Annotated in this window: 14 protein-coding genes and 2 tRNA genes; 9 read left to right on the top strand and 7 right to left on the bottom strand. The window is 71.7% G+C overall.

What is annotated here, in order from left to right; genetic code table 11:
* The first annotated feature begins 15 nt into the window (after nucleotides 1-15).
* The 4 genes from G6W55_RS31275 to G6W55_RS31260 all read left to right on the top strand — a co-directional run bounded on the left by G6W55_RS31275 (nucleotide 16) and on the right by G6W55_RS31260 (nucleotide 3,178).
* Nucleotides 16-1,125, top strand: a complete 1,110-nt coding sequence (locus G6W55_RS31275; protein ID WP_030784096.1) for an SDR family oxidoreductase — start codon at nucleotides 16-18, stop codon at nucleotides 1,123-1,125.
* An 87-nt stretch (nucleotides 1,126-1,212) separates the two neighbouring features.
* Entirely contained in the window at nucleotides 1,213-1,674 is a 462-nt protein-coding gene (locus G6W55_RS31270; RefSeq protein WP_175524084.1) for a molybdenum cofactor biosynthesis protein MoaE, read from the top strand.
* A gap of 132 nt (nucleotides 1,675-1,806) precedes the next feature.
* The gene (locus tag G6W55_RS31265; RefSeq protein ID WP_175524083.1) at nucleotides 1,807-2,022 is read left to right on the top strand and encodes a hypothetical protein; all 216 of its coding nucleotides are present in this window, start codon (nucleotides 1,807-1,809) and stop codon (nucleotides 2,020-2,022) included.
* 64 nt (nucleotides 2,023-2,086) lie between these two features.
* Entirely contained in the window at nucleotides 2,087-3,178 is a 1,092-nt protein-coding gene (locus G6W55_RS31260; RefSeq protein ID WP_175524082.1) for a PDZ domain-containing protein, read from the top strand.
* A gap of 20 nt (nucleotides 3,179-3,198) precedes the next feature.
* Here G6W55_RS31260 and G6W55_RS31255 read toward each other — a convergent pair whose 3' ends face one another.
* Entirely contained in the window at nucleotides 3,199-3,741 is a 543-nt protein-coding gene (locus G6W55_RS31255; protein WP_175524081.1) for a PPA1309 family protein, read from the bottom strand.
* Nucleotides 3,742-3,905: 164 nt separating this feature from the next.
* On the opposite strand from G6W55_RS31255, the gene G6W55_RS31250 reads away from it, so the two are divergent.
* The 4 genes from G6W55_RS31250 to G6W55_RS31235 all read left to right on the top strand — a co-directional run bounded on the left by G6W55_RS31250 (nucleotide 3,906) and on the right by G6W55_RS31235 (nucleotide 9,318).
* Nucleotides 3,906-6,890, top strand: a complete 2,985-nt coding sequence (locus G6W55_RS31250; RefSeq protein ID WP_217687618.1) for a UPF0182 family protein — start codon at nucleotides 3,906-3,908, stop codon at nucleotides 6,888-6,890.
* 40 nt (nucleotides 6,891-6,930) lie between these two features.
* Nucleotides 6,931-7,004 (top strand) — tRNA-Met (locus G6W55_RS31245).
* Between the two features lie 213 nt (nucleotides 7,005-7,217).
* Nucleotides 7,218-9,167, top strand: a complete 1,950-nt coding sequence (locus tag G6W55_RS31240) for a tetratricopeptide repeat protein (protein ID WP_175524079.1) — start codon at nucleotides 7,218-7,220, stop codon at nucleotides 9,165-9,167.
* A gap of 77 nt (nucleotides 9,168-9,244) precedes the next feature.
* Nucleotides 9,245-9,318: transfer RNA gene (locus G6W55_RS31235), tRNA-Met, on the top strand.
* A gap of 86 nt (nucleotides 9,319-9,404) precedes the next feature.
* On the opposite strand, the gene G6W55_RS31230 is transcribed toward G6W55_RS31235, so the two are convergent.
* The 3 genes from G6W55_RS31230 to hisN form a co-directional block, all read right to left on the bottom strand.
* On the bottom strand, nucleotides 9,405-9,821 hold the full coding sequence (locus G6W55_RS31230; RefSeq protein ID WP_078634755.1) for a Fur family transcriptional regulator: 417 nt from the start codon (nucleotides 9,819-9,821) through the stop codon (nucleotides 9,405-9,407).
* A 125-nt stretch (nucleotides 9,822-9,946) separates the two neighbouring features.
* Nucleotides 9,947-10,339, bottom strand: coding sequence for a cyclic nucleotide-binding/CBS domain-containing protein (locus G6W55_RS31225; RefSeq protein WP_175524078.1), 393 nt, complete (start codon nucleotides 10,337-10,339; stop codon nucleotides 9,947-9,949).
* Between the two features lie 164 nt (nucleotides 10,340-10,503).
* Nucleotides 10,504-11,304 (bottom strand): histidinol-phosphatase, encoded by an 801-nt coding sequence (hisN, locus tag G6W55_RS31220; RefSeq protein WP_175524077.1) that lies wholly within the window; start codon nucleotides 11,302-11,304, stop codon nucleotides 10,504-10,506.
* Nucleotides 11,305-11,453: 149 nt separating this feature from the next.
* Here hisN and G6W55_RS31215 point away from each other — a divergent pair, with 149 nt between their 5' ends.
* Nucleotides 11,454-12,062 (top strand): TetR/AcrR family transcriptional regulator, encoded by a 609-nt coding sequence (locus tag G6W55_RS31215; protein ID WP_375372488.1) that lies wholly within the window; start codon nucleotides 11,454-11,456, stop codon nucleotides 12,060-12,062.
* A gap of 189 nt (nucleotides 12,063-12,251) precedes the next feature.
* On the opposite strand, the gene G6W55_RS31210 is transcribed toward G6W55_RS31215, so the two are convergent.
* The 3 genes from G6W55_RS31210 to aroA form a co-directional block, all read right to left on the bottom strand.
* Nucleotides 12,252-12,575, bottom strand: coding sequence for a multidrug efflux SMR transporter (locus G6W55_RS31210; RefSeq protein WP_030784132.1), 324 nt, complete (start codon nucleotides 12,573-12,575; stop codon nucleotides 12,252-12,254).
* 126 nt (nucleotides 12,576-12,701) lie between these two features.
* Nucleotides 12,702-13,712, bottom strand: coding sequence for a ribosome small subunit-dependent GTPase A (gene rsgA / locus G6W55_RS31205; RefSeq protein ID WP_175524075.1), 1,011 nt, complete (start codon nucleotides 13,710-13,712; stop codon nucleotides 12,702-12,704).
* A gap of 11 nt (nucleotides 13,713-13,723) precedes the next feature.
* Entirely contained in the window at nucleotides 13,724-15,040 is a 1,317-nt protein-coding gene (gene aroA / locus G6W55_RS31200) for a 3-phosphoshikimate 1-carboxyvinyltransferase (protein WP_175524074.1), read from the bottom strand.
* Nucleotides 15,041-15,071: the final 31 nt, after the last annotated feature.

Here is a 15,071-nt window from a genome sequence, read left to right as displayed (position 1 = left end):
CGCTGGAGACACCTGGTGAGTTCCCCAGATCCGCAGGTTCGCGCAGCGCGAAACCACTCGGCCCCCGCGGGTGCGCGCGGGCCCGTCGTCGCCGTGACCGGCGCCGCGACCGGGGTCGGCGCCCTGCTCACGGCGCGTCTCGCCGCGTCGGACGAGGTCAAGCAGGTCGTCGCGATCGACGAACGGCGTGGTGAGTGCGACGCGGCACAGTGGCACATCCTCGACGTCCGGGACCCCGCGATCGCCGACAAGCTGCGCGGCGCGGACGTGGTGGTCCACCTCGCGCTCGATCTCGACCTGGGGAGTGACGCCGCCGCCCGGACGGCCTACAACGTGCGCGGCACCCAGACCGTGCTGACCGCCGCCGCGGCGGCCGGGGTGCACCGTGTGGTGCTGTGCACCTCCGCGATGGTCTACGGGGCGCTGGAGGACAACGAACTGCCGCTCTCGGAGGACGCGGAGCTGCGCGCGACGGCCGAGGCGACGGGCGTCGGCGACCTGCTGGAGATCGAACGCCTGGCCCGCCGTGCGCCGCGCGCGCATCCCGGACTGAACGTCACCGTGGTGCGGCCCGCCGTCCTGGTGGGCGGCACCGACACGGCCCTGACCCGCTACTTCGAGTCGCCCCGGCTGCTGGTGGTGGCCGGATCGCGGCCCGCCTGGCAGTTCTGCCACGTCGAGGATCTGTGCAGCGCTCTGGAGTACGCCGTCCTGGAGAAGGTCGACGGCGAGCTGGCCGTCGGCTGCGACGGATGGCTGGAGCAGGAGGAGGTCGAGGAGCTGAGCGGGATCCGGCGCATGGAGCTGCCGTCCGCGGTGGCGCTCGGCGCGGCGGCCCGGCTGCACCGCATCGGCCTGACGCCGTCCCCGGCGGGCGACCTCGCGTACACCATGTACCCCTGGGTGGTGAGCGGGTCCCGGCTGCACGACGCGGGCTGGCGCGCGCGGTGGACCAACGAGGAGGTGCTCGCCGAGCTGCTGGAGGAGGTGGCCGGGCGGCACACGGTGGCCGGCCGGCGGCTCGGGCGCAAGGACGCCACAGCGGCGGGCGCCGCGGGCGCGACGGTGGCCCTGCTGGGCGCGGCGGCCGTGGTGCGGCGGGCCCGCAAGGCACGGCGGCGCTGAGCGGCGGCGGGCGAGGGGAGCGGACGGGGGCGAGGTCGGGCCACGGCGCTGTTCCGCGACGTCGGCGGGGTGCGGCACGATGGGGGTATGGCAGCCACCAACGACCACCCCGGCGAGCAGGCCGCGCAGGACCCCCTGAAGCTGATCGCCGTACGGGACACCCCGCTCTCCCTGGACGAGGTCTTCCGGGCCGTCGGGGACGACGCGGCGGGCGGCACGGCGCTCTTCGTGGGGACCGTGCGCAACCACGACGGGGGCGCCGACGTCGACTCGCTCGGCTACTCCTGCCACCCGAGCGCCGAGGCCGAGATGCGGCGGGTCGCGGAGAAGGTCGTCGCCGAGTACCCGGTCCGGGCGCTCGCGGCGGTGCACCGCGTCGGTGATCTGCGGGTCGGTGATATCGCGGTGGTCGTCGCCGTGTCGTGCCCGCACCGGGGCGAGGCGTTCGAGGCGTGCCGCAAGCTGATCGACGACCTCAAGCACGAGGTGCCGATCTGGAAGCACCAGCGGTTCTCCGACGGGACCGAGGAGTGGGTCGGGGCCTGCTGAGGGCCCGCGCGGGCCCGTTCCCGCCCCTGGTCCGATTCCGGTTGCGTAACCCGCCCCCTGCCGTGAGCGTTGTCAGTGCGGATGGTTAATCTGCTGATCAGTCAGTTCGCGGGACGGGGTTGGGAGGTCGGCATGGCGGCACTCGCCTGGTTGCTGATTCCGCTGGTGGCCGCTGTCGGAGCCGGTCTGTGGGGGAGCTGGGCCAACCGCACCCGCAGAGCGCGCAGCGACGGACCCGAGCTGGACGGGTACGCGCGCTTCCGCGCGGCGATGGAGAGGTCCGCCGTCATGGAGCGGACCCCGGTCGTGGAGCGCACCGCCAGAGAGACGTCCCACTCGGGGACCTGAGGGCATCTGACCCGGGTGGTGGCCCTGACGGTGCGCTGACAGACGCGTCCCGTACTGTCGAGTCATGCCACGCCGCACCGCGACGATGCTCGCCTCCACCCTCATGCTGATCGCGCTCCTGTGCGCGGGGGTGCTGATCCCCGTGCCGTACTCGGAGATGTCCCCGGGGCCGACGGTGAACACGCTGGGCGAGCACGACGGCGAGCCGGTGCTCCAGATCGCCGGGCGCAAGACGTACCCGGCCGACGGCCATCTGAACATGACCACCGTGCGGGTGACCAGCGCGGACTACCGGATGAACCTGGTCGAGGCGGTCTACGGCTGGCTGGCGCACGACAACAAGGTCGTGCCGCACGACACGCTGTACCCCGACGGCAAGACCGAGGAGGAGTCCACCCAGGAGAACGCCGAGGAGTTCAGCCAGTCGCAGGAGAGCGCCAAGGTCGCCGCCCTGAAGGAGCTGGACATCCCGGTGGCGTCCTGGGTGATCGTCTCGACCGTGGTGAAGGGCTCGCCGGCCGAGGGCAGGCTGCACGCGGGCGACGTGATCAAGGCGGTCGACGGCAAGGCGGTGAAGGCACCGGGTGACGTCGCCGGACTGGTCACCCAGCACAAGCCCGGCCAGGACGTCGTCTTCACGATCGTCCCGGCCAAGGAGCAGGCCGCCGCCGAGAAGGCGCGCAGGACGGCGACGAAGACGCAGGACGTCACCATCAGGACCGCGGCCTCGGACGACAGCGGCGAGAAGCGGGCGATCGTCGGGATCTCCGCCGGGACCGATCACACGTTCCCGTTCACCATCGACATCAAGCTCGCGGACGTCGGCGGCCCCAGCGCCGGACTGATGTTCGCCCTCGGCATCTACGACAAGCTCACCCCGGGCGACCTCACCGGCGGAAAGTTCGTCGCCGGCACGGGGACCATCGACGACGACGGCAAGGTCGGGCCGATCGGCGGCATCGAGATGAAGACCGTGGGCGCCCGCGGTCAGGGCGCCCAGTACTTCCTGACGCCGGCGGACAACTGCGCGGCCGCCGCCAAGGACACCCCGGCGGGGCTCAGGCTCGTCAAGGTCGACACCATGGACGACGCCCTCGCCGCGCTGAAGGACATCCGCAGCGGCGACACCGCCGACCTGCCGAAGTGCACGAAGTAGTCGGGTAGCCGGGCGGCCGGCTACTCCTCGAAGGTCGCCGACAGGGCCTGAGCCAGGCCCGGGACCAGGCTCGCGCCGGTGAGGACCTCCGTCGGCGCGTCCTTCTCGCGCAGCCGCAGCGCCGAGTCACGGGTGCCGTCGCGCAGCACCGCGACCGTCATCCGGACCTCCTGGCGGTCCGGGTGGTCGGCCACCCAGCGCGCCAGCTTCGCCTCGCTCAGGCCCTGCGGGACCTGGGACTCGGCGGACGGCGGCAGCATCAGCCGCTCCACGGTCAGTGCGCAGCCGGCCACCGCGTCGGGCCAGGCGATCGTCGCCAGGAACTCGTCGAGCGGCTTGTCCGTTGGCACTTCGTCCTGCTCGATCGGAGTGAGACCGGTCGTCTCGGGGGCGTCGTCGAGGCCGAGCTGGGCCGCGAGCGAGGGTTCCTGAGCCCGCAGCCGTGCGGTGTCGACGAGGGCGAAGAGGCGTGCGGGCTGGTCCCAGCCGAGGCCGGAGGCGTACTCGTCGATCTCGAGTACGGCCCGGGTGAGCGGGCTCGCCGCCATGGGAGTGTTGGACATGGTCACAATCCTCTCTCGTTCCTGGCCGGAATCGGGAACCGAGTAAAGGGTGAGTAAGTTGCATAGGTGTGGGCCCGCGATCTCGGGGGGCCACTCACGGCCCACGAACACGCGGGCCTGACGGATCAACAGCGACTTTCGAGGTGCGCACCTTGGCTTTCCAGATGCCGGACCGCGGCGGAGGCCCGACAGGGCCGCGGATCAGAGTGGGCCGCCCGTCCCGGCGGGTCAGGACCCTGCTGACGACACTGGGCGTCCTTGCCGTGCTCGGCATGGCGTTCACCATGTTCGCCGGGTTCTGGACGGACTGGCTCTGGTACCGCTCGGTCAACTACTCGTCGGTGTTCACCACCACCCTGTGGACCAAGATCGGGCTGTTCTCCGTCTTCGGTCTGCTGATGGCCCTCGCGGTCGGCTTCAACATCTGGCTGGCCCACCGGCTGCGGCCGCCGCTGAGCGCGATGTCCGTCGAGCAGCAGAGCCTGGACCGCTACCGCATGGGCATCGCGCCCTACAAGCGGTGGCTGCTGTTCGGCATCACGGCCCTTGTGGGCCTGATCGCCGGAGCCTCGGCGGCCGGCCAGTGGCGGACTTGGCTGATGTGGGTCAACGGCGTGTCCTTCGGCCAGAAGGACCCCCAGTTCCACCTCGACGTGTCGTTCTTCGCGTTCGACCTGCCCTGGTACCGGTTCCTGCTCGGCTTCGGCTTCGCCGCCACGATCCTCTCCCTGATCGCTGCCGCGCTCACCCACTACCTGTACGGCGGGCTGCGCGTCACCAGCCCCGGCGCGCGCGCCACGGCCGCCGCCACCGGGCATCTGTCGGTGCTGCTCGGCATCTTCGTCGCGCTGAAGGCGGTCGCCTACTGGCTCGACCGCTACGGCCTCGCGGTGAAGTCCAGCGACTTCAAGGCCACGGACAACTGGACCGGCCTGCGGTACGTCGACGCCAACGCGTATCTGCCGGCCAAGACGATCCTGTTCTGCATCGCCGTCATCTGCGCCCTGCTGTTCTTCGCCACCCTGTGGCGGCGCACCTGGCAGCTCCCGGTGATCGGCTTCGGTCTGATGGTCCTGTCGGCCATCCTCATCGGCGGCCTGTACCCGGCGATCGTCCAGAAGTTCCAGGTCCAGCCGAACGAGCAGGCCAAGGAAGCCCCGTACGTCGAGAAGAACCTCAAGGCGACCCGCGAGGCGTACGGCATCTCCGGCACCCAGGTGACCGAGTACTCGGGCACCAGCTCAACCGAGGACAAGACGAAGCTGCGTGACGACGTCGACGCCACCGCCAGCATCCGGGTCCTCGACCCGAACATCGTCTCGCCGACGTTCCAGCAGCTCCAGCAGATGCGGAAGTACTACGCCTTCCCGACCAACCTGGACGTCGACCGCTACACCGTGGACGGCGCCGACCAGGACACGGTCATCGGTCTGCGCGAGCTGAACCTCGCCGGGGTCGACAAGCAGAACTGGATCAACAACCACTTCCGCTACACCCACGGCTACGGCGTGGTCGCCGCCAAGGGCACCACCGCCGACTCCGAGGGCCGGCCGGCCTTCACCGAGTCCGACCTGCCGTCCCAGGGTGTCCTCGGGGACTACGAGCAGCGGATCTACTACGGCGAGAAGACCACGTCGTACTCGATCGTCGGCGGTCCCCAGAAGGAGATCGACTACTCCGACGACGACGGCGAGAAGACCACCAGCTACACCGGCAAGAGCGGCGTCAACCTCTCCAACCCGCTCAACCGTGCCGCGTACGCGGTGTCGTTCGGCGAGCCGCAGATCCTCTACTCCGGTGCCATCGGCGACGGTTCGCGGATCCTCTACAACCGCACGCCGAAGGAGCGCGTCGAGGCGGTCGCCCCGTGGCTGACCATCGACGGCGACGCCTACCCGGCCGTGGTCGACGGCAAGATCCAGTGGATCGTCGACGCGTACACGACGACGAACGGCTATCCGTACGCGTCCCGTACGACGCTCGGTGACACCACGGCCGACTCGCTGACGGCGACCAACGACAACCGCGCGGTGGTGGCCCAGCAGAACCAGGTCAACTACATCCGCAACTCGGTGAAGGCGACCGTCGACGCGTACACGGGTCAGGTCAAGCTCTACCAGTGGGACACCGAGGACCCGGTCCTGAAGACCTGGATGAAGGCGTTCCCGGGCACGGTGAAGGCCAAGAGCACCATCTCGGACGCGCTGATGGCCCATCTCCGGTACCCGCAGGACCTGTTCAAGGTCCAGCGTGAACTCCTCACCCGCTATCACGTGAAGGACGCCACGACGTTCCTCAGCGGCAGCGAGGTGTGGCAGGTGCCGGACGACCCGACCAACAAGTCGGGCGACGCGGTGCCGCCGTACTACCTGAGCATGAAGATGCCCGACCAGAAGGCGCAGGCGTTCTCGCTGACGACGACCTTCACGCCCAACGGCCGGGACAACCTCAGCGCGTTCATGGCGGTCGACTCCGAGGCGGGCACTCCCGACTACGGCAAGATCAGAGTGCTGAAACTGCCGACGAGCACGACGGTCGACGGACCCAAGCAGGTCCAGAGCCAGTTCAACTCCGAACAGGCGATCGCCGAGTCGATCAGGCTGCTGAGAGGCGGCGACTCGGAGGTCGAGTACGGCAACCTGCTGACGGTGCCGCTCGACGGCGGACTGCTCTACGTGGAGCCGGTCTACGTCCGCGGTGGCGGACTCCAGTACCCGCTGCTGCGCAAGGTGCTGGTGACGTACGGAGGCAACACCGCCTTCGAGGACACCCTGGACCAGGCGCTCGACAAGGTCTTCGGTGCGACGGCCACGACCCCGACGCCGCCCGAGGACGACGGCGGGACCACCACGCCACCGCCGCCGGCCACCGAGAACCCGACGGTCCAGGAGGCGCTGGACGACGCGCAGAAGGCGTTCACCGCCGGCCAGGAAGCCCTGAAGAAGGGTGACTGGGAGGCGTACGGCAAGGCGCAGGACGACCTGGAGGCCGCGCTCAAGCGGGCCGAGGACGCCCAGGCGGCCGCCGGGAAGAACGGCGACAAGGCCACGAGCAGCCCGGGCCCGGCCGCGTCTCCGAGCGCGAGTCCGAGCAAGTCCGCAGGTCCGACGGCCAGTCCGAGTCCCACCAAGGCGGCCGCCGACGGGTGATCAAGCCCGCCCCGCGTCGTGGTACGGTTGTTTCACACGACGCGGGGTGGAGCAGCTCGGTAGCTCGCTGGGCTCATAACCCAGAGGTCGCAGGTTCAAATCCTGTCCCCGCTACTGAAGACGAAGGCCCGGATCCAGAACATGGATCCGGGCCTTCGTGGTGTGTGGGGGCGAACGCATGTGCCGCCTCCCGGGACCGCCGCGCCGCTGTGGGGAGTTGGGGGAGGTGTGTTTGACTTGTCTCTCTGTGGGCATGTCGACAAAACGCTGAAGTGACCTCACGGGCTGCGGTATACCAGGTGTACCCGGGTTGCAGGTGGTGCGACGATGGACGTTATGGGGGACAAGGCAACTCTGTTCGAGACAGGGCGGTTTGTGCAGCCTTCCGATCGGGAAGCGATCCCGGCCCCGGACCAGGGCCGGGACAAGTCGGTGGAATCCGTCGAGACGGTGGGGTCCGTCGACATGGCCGGGACGGCCGTGTCCGTCGAGTCGCTCGACACGGGGGAGGCCGTCGAGGAGATGCGGCTGCGGCTCGCGGCCGGGTCCGGCGACGCCGAGGCGACCAGCGTCCTCGGCGCCATGCTGCTGCGCCGCGGAGACCTCGACGGAGCCGAACCCCATCTGCGCGCCGGTGCCGCGGCCGGTGACCGTGCCGCCGCCAACAACCTGGGCGTCCTGCTGCACCAGCGCGGCTACCCCGAGGAGGCCGCGGGCTGGTGGCGGGTCGCCGCCGTCGCCGGCTCCGCCGCGGCCGCGCACGCCCTCGGCCGCCACCACCGTGAGCGCGGGGACGAACCCGCCGCCGAGTACTGGCTGCGCCAGTCCGCCGAGCAGGGCCATGCGCTGGGCGCGTACGCCCTCGCCGACCTGCTGGAGCACCGGGGCGACCGGGGCGCCGAGCAGTGGATGCGGGCCGCCGCCGAACGCGGCCACCGCGAGGCGGCGTACCGGCTGGCCCGGGCCCTCGAACACCAGGACGCGCCCCACGGTCCGGACGGTCTGGACGGCGGCCCGGAGCCCCCGGGCGCCGCGCTGCTCGGAGCCGTGTCCGACAACGGTGTCTCCCGGCAGGCGGAGGCCGAGCAGTGGTACCGGCAGGCCGCCGCGCGCGGGCACCGGCGCGCCGCGCTGCACCTCGGCGCGATCCTGGAGCGGCGCGGCGACCTCAAGGAGGCCGGCCGCTGGTATCTGACCTCGGCCAAGGACGGCGAGCCGCGGGCCGCCTGCGCCCTCGGCTTCCTGCTGCGCGACGCCGGCGACACCGAGAACGCCGCCATCTGGTGGCTGCGGGCCGCCCAGGACGGCGACGGCAACGCGGCCAACGCGCTGGGCGCCCTGCACGCCGAGCGCGGCCAGACCCAGACCGCCGAGCGCTGGTACCGGGCCGCGATGGACGCCGGTGACGACAACGGCGCCTACAACCTCGGGCTGCTCTGCGCCGAACAGGGCCGCACCGCGCAGGCCGAGCAGTGGTACCGGCGCGCGGCCTACGCCGGACACCGGGAGGCCGCCAACGCGCTCGCCGTCCTGCTGCTCCAGGTCGGGGACACCGCCGGCGCCGAGCCGTGGTTCTCCAAGGCGGCGGAGGCGGGCAGCGTCGACGCCGCGTTCAACCTGGGGATCCTGTTCGCCGGGCGGGGCGAGGAGGCCGTGGCGCTGCCCTGGTACGAGCGGGCGGCCGCGGCCGGACACACCGAGGCGGCGCTCCAGGTCGGCATCGCCCTGCTGCGGGACGGCGACGAGCGCGAGGCCGAACGGCATCTGCGGTGCGCGGCGGGCGGCGGCAGCGCGGAGGCGGCGTACCGGCTCGCGGCCGTGCTCGACGCGCGCCGCCCGCCGCAGCCCGCGCACGAGCTGGGCGAGATCGTGCACGAGAAGACCGAGTGCGAGGAGTGGTACGAGCGGGCCGCCACCCAGGGCCACCGGCGCGCCCAGGTCCGGGTCGGCATGCTGGCCGCGGCCCGGGGCGACGTCGTCGAGGCGGCGCGCTGGTACCGCACGGCCGCCGAGGCCGGCTCGCGCAACGGCGCCTTCAACCTGGGGCTGCTCCTCGCCAGGGAGGGCAGCGAGCCCGAGGCGGTCGTGTGGTGGACCCGGGCCGCCGACGACGGGCACGGGCGGGCGGCGCTGCGGCTCGCCCTCGTCTGCGCACGCCGCGGTGAGCTGGCCGAGGGGCAGCGGTGGGCGGACCGGGCGGTGTCCCTGGGACCCGCCGAGGTCTCCGAGCGGGCGGAGCGGCTGCGGGACGCGCTGCGGGAAGAGCTGTCGGCGTGAAACCGGGTGACGCGGGAGGGGTACCGGAAAGCGATTTGCTTCTGCGCTGCTCCCTCACGTAACGTTGCATTCAACGACGCGGGGTGGAGCAGCTCGGTAGCTCGCTGGGCTCATAACCCAGAGGTCGCAGGTTCAAATCCTGTCCCCGCTACTGAAGGCCGAGGGCCGGAATCCGACAAGGATTCCGGCCCTCGGTGTTTGTCTTCCGATGAAAAACGAAGAAAAAACGAAGAAGAACTACGCGGCCGCGCAGTTCGGGCACGTGCCCCGGTACGTCACCTCGACGCCGGAGACGGAGAAGCCGAAGCGCTCCGAGGCCGGGAGGTCCGCCAGCGGGTCGCCGGTCGGATGGACGTCACGGATCGCGCCGCACTGGGCGCACACCAGATGGTGGTGCGGGCGGTGCGCGTTGGGGTCGTACCGCTTGGCGCGCCGGTCGGTGGCCACTTCGAGCACCTCGCCCAGCGAGACCAGCTCACCGAGCGTGTTGTAGACCGTCGCCCGGGAGATCTCGGGCAGCTTGGCGACCGCCCTGGAATGCACCTCGTCGGCCGTCAGATGGACGTGCTCGCCGTCGAGGACCTCGGCCACGACGCGTCGCTGCGCGGTCATCCGCCAGCCGCGTCCGCGCAGGCGTTCCAGAAGGTCACTCATGCGCACCAGCCTAACAGCAGGGGGAACAGATCCCGATCGGGTGTGACTTTGGAGCCGTGCTCGACTTGGACGCTGTCCATTGTAGGATCGCGCCCGGCTCGGGCCAAGGTCACACCCGACGGCCGTCAGGCTGGGACGTGCTGCCGGGCTGGTGCCCAGCAGCGGATGATGTCGCGGACCGAGACGATCCCGGCCGGTTCGCCCCGGTCGAGGACGATCAGATGCCGGAAGCCGCCGTGCGCCATCGCGTGGGCCGCTTCCTCCAGGGTCCAGGTCGGGGCGGCGAAGACCACGTCATTGGTGGTGTGGGCGTGGGTCCGTTCGGAGTCCGGGTTCTCGCCCAGGCCGACGGAGTTGAGGATGTCCCGCTCGGTGAGGATGCCGATGCCGCCGGCGTCCGGGTCGAGGACGACGGCGGCGCCGACCCGGCGTGCGGCCATCAGGGCTGCGGCCTGACGGAGGGTGTGGGTGGGGCCGATGGTGAGGACCACTGTGCTCATGGCGTCGCGGACGAGCATGGGCTGGAGCACCTCCTAGGGGATCCATGAGGGCCGGTCCGGAGGGACTAGTTCATGGATTCACAAGTTCACAAGTGGCGGTGCTGTCAGCGTCCCAGGTAAAGCGAGGGTCAACAAGAGGGCGCGCGCGGCCAATTGAGGGCGCACGCGCTCATCTGTCGGGATCAGTCACGCCCGTCGAGGTACCCCAGCAACTCGCCGTGGAGCAGTCCGTTCGACGCGGCCGCGTCCCCGCTGTGCGGACCGGGGCGGCCGTCGAGGCCGGTGAAGGTGCCGCCGGCCTCCGTCACGACGATCGCGTTGGCCGCCATGTCCCACAGCGACAGCTCCGGCTCGGCGCACAGGTCGATCGCGCCCTCGGCGACCAGCATGTACGGCCAGAAGTCGCCGTACGCGCGCGTGCGCCACACCTCGCGGGTCAGGTCGAGGAAGGCGGGCAGCCGGCCGCGCTCCTCCCAGCCGGTCAGCGAGGAGTACGCGAACGAGGCGTCGGACAGCTTGGAGACGCGGGAGACGTGCAGCCGGGTCGCGGCGGACAGACTGCGCCCGGTGTAGGCGCCGTGACCCTTCGCCGCCCACCAGCGGCGGCCCAGGGCCGGGGCCGAGACCACACCGACGACCGGCTGGTAGCCGCCCTCGCCGGCCTCCATCAGGGAGATCAGGGTCGCCCAGACGGGGACGCCTCGCACATAGTTCTTGGTGCCGTCGATCGGGTCGATCACCCAGCGGCGCGGACCCGTGCCCTCCAGGCCGTACTCCTCGCCCAGGATCGCGTCCCGGGGGCGGGCGCGCTGGAGCTGGCCGCGGATCAGTTCCTCGGCGGCCCTGTCGGCCTCGCTCACCGGTGTCATGTCCGGTTTGGTCTCGACCTTGAGGTCGAGCGCCTTGAAACGGTCCATGGTCGCGGCGTCGGCGGCGTCCGCGAGGACGTGCGCGAGACGGAGATCGTCGAGGTAGTCCGGCATGGGACGAACCGTATCCGGCGGCGGACGGACGGGGCCACAGGGGACCGCGGTGCGGACGGCGGGCGTGGCCGACGGCCGCCGCGCACCCTTGACAGTGCCCCCGTCCGCGTCAAACCTGACACCAAGCCGCTCGCCCCAGGGAGGCGATGATGCCTGCAGCGCGGGAATCCCTACTGGACGCCGCCTTCGCGGCGCTTGCCCGGCGGCCCTGGTCGGCGGTGCGGATGGTGGACGTCGCCGCGACGGCCGGGGTGTCCCGGCAGACCCTCTACAACGAGTTCGGCAGCAAGGAGGGCCTGGCCCGCGCGCTGGTACGGCGGGAGGCGGACGGCTATCTCGCGGGCGCCGAGCGCGCGCTCGCCGCACCCGGCGACGTCCGCGAACGGCTGACCGCCACCGCCCGCTGGACCGTCTGCGCGGCCCGTGACAACGCGCTGGTCCGGGCCGTGCTCACCGGCTGCTGGAGCGAGCGCCTGCCGTCCCCGACGCTGTCCGCGGTGCCGTCGTCCTCCGCCGTCCCGGCGCAGCGGCGGGCGGACGGCCCGCTGCCCTCGCCCGGCGACCTCATGGCGGCCGTCCGCGACCGGGCCGTGGCCGCGCTGGGCGGTCCCGGAGCGGCCCGCGCGGACATGGCCGAGCTGTCCCGCTCCTGCGAACTCGCCGTCCGCCTCGCCCTCTCCTGCGTCGCCGCGCCGCCGCCCGGCGCGGACGAGGGTGTGGCGGAACTGGTCAGAGGCGCCCTGCAACGGCAGGGCTGAAGCAGCGGGCGCCTAGAGCCTGTTGTGAAAGTCCCGCCTGCCCGGCGACGCCCGGCACGCACTCTCGCCGCACCGGGCACAGACCCGAGTACGCCCAGTACGAGGGCCTGCACCCGGCACGCCGAGAGCACGCACCGGACGCCGCCGGGCCCGCCCTCCGGGCGGACGACGGGACTTTCACAACAGGCCCTAGTGGGCCGAGCCCGAGAGCTGGAGGCCGATCACTCCCATGATCACCAGGCTGATCGAGACGATCTTCAGGACGGAGACCAGGTCGCCCAGGAAGATCATGCCGTAGATCGCGGTGCCCGCCGCGCCGATGCCGGTCCACACCGCGTACGCGGGGCCGACGTCGAGCTTCTTCAGGGAGAGCGTCAGCAGACCGAAGCTGCCGAGCGCGAAGACACAGAAGGCGATCGTCGGCCAGAGCCGCGTGAAGCCGTGCGACAGCTTCAGGCAGACGGCGAAGCCGGTCTCGAGCAGTCCCGCGACGATGACCAGCAGCCACGCCATGTGCTGTCCTCCCGTGTATGCGGCTCGGTGCGATTATGCACTTACCGGCCGCACCCACCCACAAACAACGCGGACGCCCGCACTTTCGTCTGCCCCTGATCCTGAGCGTCCGCCCCTGATCCGGAGTCAGTCCCCGTCCCGGCGTTCCCGCGTGGCCAGCAGCCGGCGCAGCGAGTACAGCCGCGCCGGGTCCGCGTGCCCTTCGGCCACCCAGGCGTCCAGCGCGCAGTCCGGCTCGTCGTGGCTGCACGCGCGCGGACAGCCCTCGGTCCCCGGCTCCAGGTCGGGGAAGGCGTGGATCACCCGGGCCGGATCGATGTGCGCGAGGCCGAACGACCGTACGCCCGGGGTGTCGATCACCCAGTCGTCCGTGCCGGCCAGCGGCAGGGCGAGCGCGGAGGTCGTGGTGTGCCGGCCCCGGCCCGTCACCGCGTTGACATGACCCGTCAGCCGGCGCCGCTCCTCGGGGACCAGCGCGTTGACCAGCGTCGTCTTGCCCACCCCCGAGTGGCCGACGAACGCCGTGATCCGGCCGGTCAGATGCTCGCGCACCCGGTCCGCCGCGTCGCCGTTCTCCAGCTCCTCGCGGCTGGTGACGACGTACGGGATGTCGAGGTGGCCGTACAGCTCCAGCAGTTTGTCCGCCGAGGCCAGGTCCGACTTGGTCATGACCAGAAGCGGGGTCAGACCGCCGTCGAACGCCGCGACCAGACAGCGGTCGATCAGCCGCGGCCGCGGTTCGGGGTCGGCGAGGGCGGTGACGACGGCGAGCTGATCGGCGTTGGCGACGACCACCCGCTCGTAGGGGTCGTCGTCGTCCGCGGTGCGGCGCAGCACCGAGGTGCGCTCCTCGATACGGACGATCCGGGCGAGGCTGTCCTTCTTGCCGGACAGATCGCCCACGATGGCCACCCGGTCGCCGACGATCGCCGCCTTGCGGCCCAGCTCACGGGCCTTCATCGCCATCACGATCCGGTCGTCGACCAGACAGGTCAGCCGGCCCCGGTCGACGGTGAGGACCATGCCCTCGGCGGCGTCCTCGTGCTTGGGGCGGATATGGGTGCGCGGCCGGTTGCCCTTGCGGTTGGGGCGGCTGCGGATGTCGTCCTCGTCGGTGTGCTTGCCGTAGCGGCGCATGGCGAACGTCCCTAGATCCCGAGCATCCCGGTCCACAGGTCGGGGAAGTCGGGCAGCGTCTTCGCCGTCGTCGCCACGTTCTCGATCTGTACGCCGTCCACGGCCAGGCCGATGATCGCGCCGGCCGTCGCCATGCGGTGGTCGTCGTAGGTGTGGAAGATGCCGCCGTGCAGCCGGCGCGGGCGGATGTGCAGGCCGTCGGCCGTCTCCGTCACGTCACCGCCCAGTTCGTTGATCTCCTTGGTGAGCGCCGCCAGCCGGTCCGTCTCGTGCAGCCGCAGATGCGCCACGCCCCGCAGGGTGGACGGCGAGTCCGCGAGGGCGGCGACGGCCGCGATGCCCGGGGTCAGCTCGCCGACGTCGCCGAGGTCGACGTCGACGCCGTGGACCGAGCCCGAGCCGGTGAGGACCAGGCCCTGGTCGGTCAGCTCGCAGGAACCGCCCATCTCGGTGAAGATCTCGCGCAGCCGGTCGCCCGGCTGGGTGGTGCGGGCCGGCCAGTCCGGGATCGTCACCCGGCCGCCGGTCACCAGCGCGGCCGCCAGGAACGGCTGCGCGTTGGACAGGTCCGGCTCGATCGTCAGGTCCCGGCCGAGCAGGGCGCCCGGGGTGACCCGCCAGACGTTCGGCTCGCCGCCCGCCTCCGGGGTGTCCACCTGGGCGCCGACCGCGCGCAGCATGTCCACGGTCATCCGGATGTGCGGCACCGACGGCAGGGTGGCGCCCGTGTGCCGGACCTCGACGCCCTGGTTGAAGCGCGGTCCGGACAGCAGCAGCGCCGACACGAACTGCGACGACGACGAGGCGTCGATCTCCACCGGGCCGCCGTCCAGCGCGCCCCCGCCGTGCACGGTCAGGGGCAGGGCGCCCCGGCCGTCGTCGTCGATCCGGGCGCCCAGGACCCGCAGCGCGTCGATGACGCCGTGCAGGGGACGCTCGTAGGAGCGCGGGTCGCCGTCGAACCGGACCGGGCCGTCGGCCAGCGCGGCGACCGGCGGCAGGAACCGCATGACCGTGCCCGCGTTGCCGACGTCGACCGTGGCCGGGCCGCGCAGCCCCGCCGGCAGGACGCGCCACGCCTCGCCGGTGCCGTCGGGACCGACGCCCTCCTCGATGCCGATGCCCATCGCGCGCAGGGCCTCCGCCATCAGCAGGGTGTCGCGGGAGCGCAGCGGGCGGCGCAGCCAGCCGGGCTCGGAGGCGAGGGCGGCGAGGACGAGGGCACGGTTGGTGACCGACTTCGACCCCGGCACATGGACCGTCGCGTCGACGGCCCCGCTCGCGGTCGGGGCGGGCCAGAGGGCGGTGTGGGCGGGGTTCACGGGCATGCGTTCACTGTAGTCGGCGGGGGACCTCCGG

This window comes from Streptomyces sp. CAI-85 (genome assembly GCF_013363615.1).
Taxonomy (GTDB): domain Bacteria; phylum Actinomycetota; class Actinomycetes; order Streptomycetales; family Streptomycetaceae; genus Streptomyces; species Streptomyces antibioticus_B.
The sequence above is the reverse complement of the archived record's forward strand: the minus strand, read 5'-3'. Positions and strand labels throughout refer to the sequence as shown.

What these genes read in the sequence shown, in the direction of transcription:
- G6W55_RS31270 (WP_175524084.1), top strand. Translation starts at nt 1,213, where the DNA reads ATGGCAGCCACCAACGACCACCCCGGCGAGCAGGCCGCGCAGGACCCC.
- G6W55_RS31265 (WP_175524083.1), top strand. Translation starts at nt 1,807, where the DNA reads ATGGCGGCACTCGCCTGGTTGCTGATTCCGCTGGTGGCCGCTGTCGGA.
- G6W55_RS31260 (WP_175524082.1), top strand. Translation starts at nt 2,087, where the DNA reads ATGCCACGCCGCACCGCGACGATGCTCGCCTCCACCCTCATGCTGATC.
- G6W55_RS31255 (WP_175524081.1), bottom strand. Translation starts at nt 3,741, where the DNA reads ATGTCCAACACTCCCATGGCGGCGAGCCCGCTCACCCGGGCCGTACTC.
- G6W55_RS31250 (WP_217687618.1), top strand. Translation starts at nt 3,906, where the DNA reads ATGCCGGACCGCGGCGGAGGCCCGACAGGGCCGCGGATCAGAGTGGGC.
- G6W55_RS31240 (WP_175524079.1), top strand. Translation starts at nt 7,218, where the DNA reads ATGGACGTTATGGGGGACAAGGCAACTCTGTTCGAGACAGGGCGGTTT.
- G6W55_RS31230 (WP_078634755.1), bottom strand. Translation starts at nt 9,821, where the DNA reads ATGAGTGACCTTCTGGAACGCCTGCGCGGACGCGGCTGGCGGATGACC.
- G6W55_RS31225 (WP_175524078.1), bottom strand. Translation starts at nt 10,339, where the DNA reads ATGCTCGTCCGCGACGCCATGAGCACAGTGGTCCTCACCATCGGCCCC.
- hisN (WP_175524077.1), bottom strand. Translation starts at nt 11,304, where the DNA reads ATGCCGGACTACCTCGACGATCTCCGTCTCGCGCACGTCCTCGCGGAC.
- G6W55_RS31215 (WP_375372488.1), top strand. Translation starts at nt 11,454, where the DNA reads ATGCCTGCAGCGCGGGAATCCCTACTGGACGCCGCCTTCGCGGCGCTT.
- G6W55_RS31210 (WP_030784132.1), bottom strand. Translation starts at nt 12,575, where the DNA reads ATGGCGTGGCTGCTGGTCATCGTCGCGGGACTGCTCGAGACCGGCTTC.
- rsgA (WP_175524075.1), bottom strand. Translation starts at nt 13,712, where the DNA reads ATGCGCCGCTACGGCAAGCACACCGACGAGGACGACATCCGCAGCCGC.
- aroA (WP_175524074.1), bottom strand. Translation starts at nt 15,040, where the DNA reads ATGCCCGTGAACCCCGCCCACACCGCCCTCTGGCCCGCCCCGACCGCG.